Consider the following 6,857-nt stretch of genomic DNA (forward strand, 5'->3'; position numbering starts at 1 on the left):
TAAGCAATATTAACATTTTGTAGTATAAGAATAATAGTATATAAATATTATTAAACTTAATTGATAATTATAAATATGATTATTGCAATTATGCAATATACTAGTCAAAGTGAAATGTAGATGAATTAAAAATGAATATTCAACGCCTTGCTGTCTGCTCTGATCTGAGAAAAAAAATCATCATCAGATTGTATTATGGTAAAAAACCGCTGGGTCATTTGCGGGATGATTTGAAAATAAACTCCACGACAGCTATACATGCTTTAAAAGAACTTGAAAAGTACAACATTACTTTTCAAGATAATGATAAAAATTATTCTCTCACAAATATCGGCAGGGTCATAGCTGTAAAACTGCTGGATTTTAACGATCTAGCAGAGGTTTTGGAAAAACATAAAGAATTCTGGCTTGAGCATGACCTGAGCGGAATTCCTGAACATTTGATTGAAAAGATCGGATGGTTAAAAGATTCTAAGCTTATCAAAGATACCGACACCGAAATTTTTAAAGCACATACAAATTATGTCAACTTATTGAAAAATGCAAAAGAAATTCGTGGAGTCTCTTCCATCTATATCCCAGATTTTGAATCCTTATATAAAGAACTTGCAACTGAAATGATTGATGTGCACCTTATATTATCTAAAGATGTGATTGCGAAAATAGATAAAACAATTTTAAATCAAATGAACATTGGAAGCAACTCAAATTTTAATTTGTCCGTAATGAATATAAATTTGAAAGCTGCTATTTCAGTTACTGATTATTTTCTATCGTTAGGATTATTTCGTCTGGATGGGACATATGATTACAGCAACGACCTGATAAGCTACAGCAAAGAAGCAATTGCCTGGGGAAATGAATTTTTTGATCATTATGCCAGATTATCAGAACGAGTGCTTTTTTAAAGGCGAAAATCCTCAAAATATCTTGATTTCCTTTTTTGACAAAATTTTTTCTTTCTTAACGGTGAGTTCCTTATTCATTGCAATGACTGGTTTTTCATTGCCCCTTGTTTCGTTCTTGCTTTACGGAATAAGTGTTGAGTTTGATTTAGTTCTTGCTTCCTTTTTTATTACGTTTGCTGTGTACAGTATCAATAAATTAACAGATATAAAAGAAGATTCGATAAATATGTTGGATAGAGTAGAATTTACTACAAAAAATTGGCATTATATAATTTTTATGGTGATAATATCTTCCTTTGCTGCTCTCTATATATCGCTTTTACATTCTCTTTTTGCTATTTTTATAATTTTCTTTCCTTTCTGTGTAGGATTTGTTTATAGCATAAAAATAGCAAATTTTAGATTGAAAGATATATTTTGCATAAAAAGTATATCAGTTGCCTTAGCTTGGGCTGTGGTCGGAACTTTTATTCCGGTAATCGTTCATTCCAGTGATTTTATCACAATCTCTGCAATTTTCTATTTTTCTTTTATAAAGTTTTTTATTTATACCGTTCTTTTCGATATCCGTGATATTGAAGCCGATAGGCTAAATAATGTTATAACATTACCGGTATTTCTAGGAATAAATAAAACAAAAAACCTTTTAATCCTCTTGAACTCAACATTCATTATCTGGCTTATATTATCCTATACATTTTTTTATAGATATCTTTTTATTTTGATCTTTTCAATTGCATATGGATATTGGCAAATCCTGCATTTTACCCGGAAAGGAAAAAAAATAGGCAAATCGTTAGACTTACTTGTGGAGGGGGAATTTATCATGATAGCAATCGTTGCTTCACTGTTTTTTCATACGTGATCGGTTAAGGAGTTTGAAAGGCTTACTGCTTATGTTTTTGATAAATCTCAATATCCCTATTATTGGTCAAGAGTTATTTGTAAAAATTTTAATATATTTACGCAGATATCTTCTTCATTCGGAGGGGTTCTGAATGTCTAAAAAGAGAAATCAATTAAAAAAACCAAAATTAATAGAAAAAAAGCTCAATACCATTTTTCTAAAGAATTCCTTGAAAAAACAGCTAAAAATACTAATCTCGTCATACGAAGTCGAATAATAACTCCTTTAGTGATGTTTTGAACACTAACCTTTGGGTTTGGAGTGCAAAACGGTAGATTATTTTTCTTTAAGATTTGCTCATAATGCAGAAAATCTGGTTTTTCTGGGACCACCGGGTGTGGGAAAGTCACATCTTGCAATTGCTATGGGAATTGAGGCTGTGACTGCTGGTTTTAAGGTGTATTTTGTTAATGCAGGTGCCCTTGTTGAGGGATTGAAAAGTGCAAATCTGAAAGGGATACTGGAAAATAAGCTGAAGTTTTTGGCAAAGTATGATGTGCTGATCATTGATGAGATGGGGTATCTACCGTTTGATAGTGAAGGTGCTCATTGTTTTTTTCAGCTGGTTTCAAGAAGGTATGAGAAGAGTTCTATGATTTTTACTTCAAATAAGTCGTATGGTGAATTGGGAGAGGTATTCCACGACCGTGTTATTGCTGCGGCGATTCCGGATAGGATATTGCACCATTGCACGACTGTCAATATTAAGGGTGAAAGTTACAGGCTTGAGGAACGTAGGAAGCATGGTTTGACGACTATGCAAAAGTAGAGATTGTTTTGGAAGTTTGGAGGAAACGCGAAGGATAATAATATATATATTGGTGGTGTATTTTTAAACCGCTACAATTGGGGATTTTTACACCGCCGTTGACAAAAGACGAAAATATAAAATGAATCAAGCTTTAGTATGTGAAAATTACGGACTAAAACAACAATTTCCTGAAATATTATTTCAAGGCAAAATAATCATTATTAAGCAATAATTATGTTTTAATATAGAAAGTTTTATTTTATATTAATTTAATTAAACTTCGGAGGAGGAATAAAATGAAAAATCAGTCTGTCAAAGTTTTTGATATAGCCGATGACGAATTTGCTGACACGCTCATAGGTTTGGGGTTAAAAAGGAATGTCGCTAAAACGCTTACATTTCTTAGAAACGGCGAGAAGGTAACCTCACGAGATATCGAAATTGCATCCGACCTAAGACAACCTGAAGTCAGTACTGCAATGCGTGAACTTCATGGTCTCAAATGGGTGATTGTCAAAGAAGTGAAAAAACCTGGAAAAGGCAGACCTTTTAAGTTATATCAGCTGGATAAAAATATAAATACCATCATAGATCATCTGGGGAAACAGAAAGTGATGGAATCCAAGACTATGCTGGAAAATATCCAGAAACTGAAACTAATGAATATGTCCAAAAAATGATTTCATCACATCAAAGTGAAGATGAAATATAACAATGGATAGCTGAATTTTATAATATAACATTAACCAAAATAACAATAGCTGGGGTTATGATTCCTGGTTTAGTTAATGTTATTGAATTCTTGTATCACATCTTTTCCTTCAATAAATACGAGCCCGTGTTCATCAGCATACTTCATAGCGCCCTCTTTGGACAGTGCCAGACCGTTCGTTTCATCAAGCATTTCACATATGGCCATGGCAGGGATAATACCGGCAAATTCTGCAAGGACCACTGACAGTTCTGTCTGCCCGGCACGCTTGTTGACTAGGCCATCTGCAGCCCTCAACAAAGATACATGACCAGGTGACCTGAATTCGGATGACAGGTCAACATTCATACCATTCATGGCCTTATTAACGAATTCCCCAATACGGCTTATGGTCAATGAACGGTCCTTATCAGTGATGCCAGTAAATGTGTCCCTGTGGTTCACCCATAATGAAAAGGAAGACTTGGAGTCATATGGTATGTCCCCGTCCTTTTCTACCATTTTTCGAAGTATCTTTCCATCTCCATTCAAGTCTGAATTGCGTAGAATATCTGCATAAAAGGGAAGTCCAAGTTTACCTGCAGCCAGGGGATGTATGGCCACACAGATCAAACCTCCTCCATCCTTTCGCATATTATAGACATGAGAAGGTGTAACCCTGTTGGCAGGTATAACGAAATCGGTCTCACCCTCACGGTTATCTGAATCAAAGAGTAATATCATCTCCCCGTTCTTAAGCGCCTCTGCCGCCCTGTGTACTTGATTATTATCCAAATTGTTCATTATGTATCACTTCAACTTATTCTACTATTACTGTGATTTTGCTGCCATCCTTCAATCCAAGGTGTTCTCTCAGGTTCTCTGTTGATATTATCTCAATGGTATCGTCAGGGTAATGTGTCCTGTCCGGTATCATTATGGCCCCTTTGGTGCCGTTGCCCAGGGAAACAGGGAAACAGCGCCCCCCTCCGAAGGTGCGGTTTTTGCTGGTGAATCCCTCTATGGTTATCTTGTCCTTCATGTTCAACAGGGTCCGGCATACTATGCTTTCTTGTTCCAGTTTTATATTCAGGGTTCCCGGATAGGGTTCGAATCCCAGCAGGTTGACGAACTGGTCATGATATCCTTTAATGGTAGTGTAATACTGCCCCTCACCCAGACCTGTGATGACATGACCTGTCAGTTCGATCGGTGTTGAACCGGGTGTGAATATCTGGCGGTATTCCAGGTACTCTGCTTCCAACACCTGCCGCCCGGCACTGGTTATCTTGATGTGCTGGCCCGCAGGCCTGACTTCACGCGTAATATATCCTGCCTGTTCAAGGGACTGCAGCCGCCTGGATGCAGTTTGGGTACTGGAAAAAATGTGGTGTGCAAATTCAGATGATGATATCCTGGTAATTCCATCAAGTCCACCCATAAGTGCCAGTTTTTTTAATGCTGATATATCTTCCATTGTACTCGCCATTTTTGAGATGCATATCAAATATGGTGTGCACAATCTTAAAGGTTATGGAATAATTTCCGAGACTTTTTAATTATTCTGGTTAAGTGTGATAACTGGATCATGGCAAAGAAGATCAACCACAGAGAGCACAGAGAACACAGAGCGTTATTGTTTTCTCCGTGTTCTCTGTGCACTCTGTGGTTATAAACCGTTCCAGGAAATAAAAAAAAGTCTCTGGTTTTCAATCAAATATATCTGGAATAAAAGCAAGCCCCTCATTGATGTCATTGACCAGTATGTGTGGGATGCCTGCTATCATTTCATCTTCTGTATACCTGCTGTGCTTTCGCGAACCTTTGCAGCCAATGGAAAGGCACAGGCGTTTGGTATTGAACGGTGTAACCGTGCATTCCCCGCACACGGAAGCCGTACCACTGTTACTGAACACCAGGGGCTGGCCGTTATGGTAGGACATGGCCTGTACCAGCCGCATGGCTCTGGCAGGATTGAGGAACAGCAGCAGTATATCAAAATCGACTTTGTCTTGCTTTACCGGGAATAATTCCACAAAGTTGTATCGTGTATCCAGGCGTGGCAGTGAACCGGCTGCCTGGGCGGCTGCTACTTTGTTTATGTACCTGCCTGAAGTAAAATAATATTCGTCAGGCTGGGGCGCATCCCTGCCCAGCACATAGGCACCCACAGGACAGCCCTGTACTGAGAATGAGATGGTTTCGCCCTGGCGGGCCTGCTGGACAAGTTCGCAGAAAAGTTTGTCTGTTCGGGATTCGGGGCCGGTTAGGGTGAATCTGACCCCTACCGGAAAACCGCTATCCATTAATGCTGTGATGTTCTCTGTTGACATTGGTATTCAATTCGGATTCATGTTGTATATAATGAGTACTTCATTCAGCAACCCTTAAATAGTCAACATGCATATATTGACCTATGTTCCTGCCAATAGATGAAAAACAGTTCAAGTTCTGGAAACTCCGGCGAGACGGGCTTCCCAATATCAATATTGCACGCTCGTTCAATATCTCAAGGCAAGCGGTATCCAGGGCGCTCATCAGCATGGATAAACGTATTGAGGATACACTGCTTGAGATGGCACAGGCAAACCAGATAGAGGTGGAGAGCATAAATTCTGAGCGAGGTATCCTGTTCGGGCACTCGATACCGCTTGATGCCAATGGCATCATATTCGTGTCAGCAAAACATGGGGTGCAGGTGTGGTACGAGCACGAAGGGGACTGCGGCGCATGCAGCAGGTATACGCAGTGCATCGAGTTGCTGTGGGACCTGGCAGATGAGATGAAGATCAAGCTTGAGAAGACGGATGACCCTACTAAACTTGCTGATGAACTGTTCGGGAAGTTGAGGGGATTGGCATGACACTGAATATAGCAGAAACTATGCGGAAAATGATGGGGTGGTGCCCACAAAAAGGTTTTGATTTTGCAGATGCCAGAAGAGAAAAACATGAACTGTATGATGACAAATTTTACCAAAAGGATTCTCATGCTGCAAAAGGTGTAACTTCTGGAGAGAAACTAATTATTGATTATCAAGATATCAACATAGCGAGTATTGTTATTATTACTGGTATTCTGTTATTAATTGTTATGGCAATATTTTTTATAATAGCTTTTTTTCTCCCAATATTTAGAAATATAGTTTATATCATTTTTTCTATGGCTTCTTTTAGCATATCATTTTTAATGATATATTGTTCCTACAGAAGAAATGCAGAGCTTACCGCAGGTTCGATAATAGTAAATAGACCATTTCAAAAGTCTATCATAATTCCAAAAGACAGTATCCTGAAAACTGAAGTTGTAAAGAACTACAACCATTTGTTTCGGTGGATATTTCCTCTCATGGTGATAATAATGTCTGCATTCTTTATGAATAAAATTATAAATGTATCATCTCGTTACTTTGCTGGCAATTATTCATTATTGGATACCATCTCTATTGTTTTCGTGTATATTGGAATTATGTCAATATATGTATCGATATATTTCATGGGTAAAAAGACAACACCTTATCGTAGTGCACTCAAAATAACTGCAAAACTGAAAAATGAAGTATCCCTTTACGTTTATGTCGATGACCCGCAGGAGTTGAAG

General features: G+C 38.0%; 9 protein-coding genes. 6 read left to right on the forward strand and 3 right to left on the reverse strand.

Annotation, left to right across the window (positions count from 1 at the left end; genetic code table 11):
* Positions 1 to 131: 131 nt before the first annotated feature.
* The 4 genes from HF974_06435 (at position 132) to HF974_06450 (ending at position 3,246) form a co-directional block, all read left to right on the forward strand.
* The gene (locus HF974_06435; GenBank protein ID MBC2697971.1) at positions 132 to 908 is read left to right on the forward strand and encodes a winged helix-turn-helix domain-containing protein; all 777 of its coding nucleotides are present in this window, start codon (positions 132 to 134) and stop codon (positions 906 to 908) included.
* A complete protein-coding gene (locus tag HF974_06440; protein MBC2697972.1) occupies positions 877 to 1,773 on the forward strand; it encodes a UbiA family prenyltransferase in 897 nt (298 codons plus the stop codon). The genes HF974_06435 and HF974_06440 overlap by 32 nt, the downstream gene beginning before the upstream one ends.
* 292 nt (positions 1,774 to 2,065) lie before the next feature.
* Positions 2,066 to 2,584: an ATP-binding protein gene (locus tag HF974_06445; protein MBC2697973.1), complete on the forward strand. Its 519-nt coding sequence runs from the start codon at positions 2,066 to 2,068 to the stop codon at positions 2,582 to 2,584.
* Positions 2,585 to 2,862: 278 nt separating this feature from the next.
* Positions 2,863 to 3,246 carry an ArsR family transcriptional regulator gene (locus tag HF974_06450; protein ID MBC2697974.1) on the forward strand — a complete coding sequence of 128 codons (384 nt, stop codon included), beginning with the start codon at positions 2,863 to 2,865 and terminating at the stop codon, positions 3,244 to 3,246.
* A gap of 101 nt (positions 3,247 to 3,347) precedes the next feature.
* On the opposite strand, the gene ribB is transcribed toward HF974_06450, so the two are convergent.
* The 3 genes from ribB to HF974_06465 form a co-directional block, all read right to left on the reverse strand.
* Complete coding sequence (gene ribB / locus HF974_06455) at positions 3,348 to 4,061, reverse strand: 3,4-dihydroxy-2-butanone-4-phosphate synthase (GenBank protein ID MBC2697975.1); 714 nt, start codon at positions 4,059 to 4,061, stop codon at positions 3,348 to 3,350.
* Positions 4,062 to 4,077: 16 nt separating this feature from the next.
* Positions 4,078 to 4,764 (reverse strand): DUF120 domain-containing protein, encoded by a 687-nt coding sequence (locus HF974_06460; GenBank protein MBC2697976.1) that lies wholly within the window; start codon positions 4,762 to 4,764, stop codon positions 4,078 to 4,080.
* A 202-nt stretch (positions 4,765 to 4,966) separates the two neighbouring features.
* Positions 4,967 to 5,590, reverse strand: a complete 624-nt coding sequence (locus tag HF974_06465; GenBank protein ID MBC2697977.1) for a protein clustered with O-phosphoseryl-tRNA(Cys) synthetase — start codon at positions 5,588 to 5,590, stop codon at positions 4,967 to 4,969.
* Between the two features lie 83 nt (positions 5,591 to 5,673).
* On the opposite strand from HF974_06465, the gene HF974_06470 reads away from it, so the two are divergent.
* Together HF974_06470 and HF974_06475 are read left to right on the forward strand one after the other, a co-directional pair.
* Positions 5,674 to 6,120, forward strand: coding sequence for a hypothetical protein (locus HF974_06470; GenBank protein MBC2697978.1), 447 nt, complete (start codon positions 5,674 to 5,676; stop codon positions 6,118 to 6,120).
* The coding region (locus HF974_06475) for a DUF1673 family protein (GenBank protein MBC2697979.1) at positions 6,117 to 6,857 on the forward strand (741 nt) is incomplete at its 3' end. The genes HF974_06470 and HF974_06475, both read left to right, overlap by 4 nt.

The organism is ANME-2 cluster archaeon (genome assembly GCA_014237145.1).
GTDB lineage: Archaea > Halobacteriota > Methanosarcinia > Methanosarcinales > Methanocomedenaceae > Methanocomedens_A.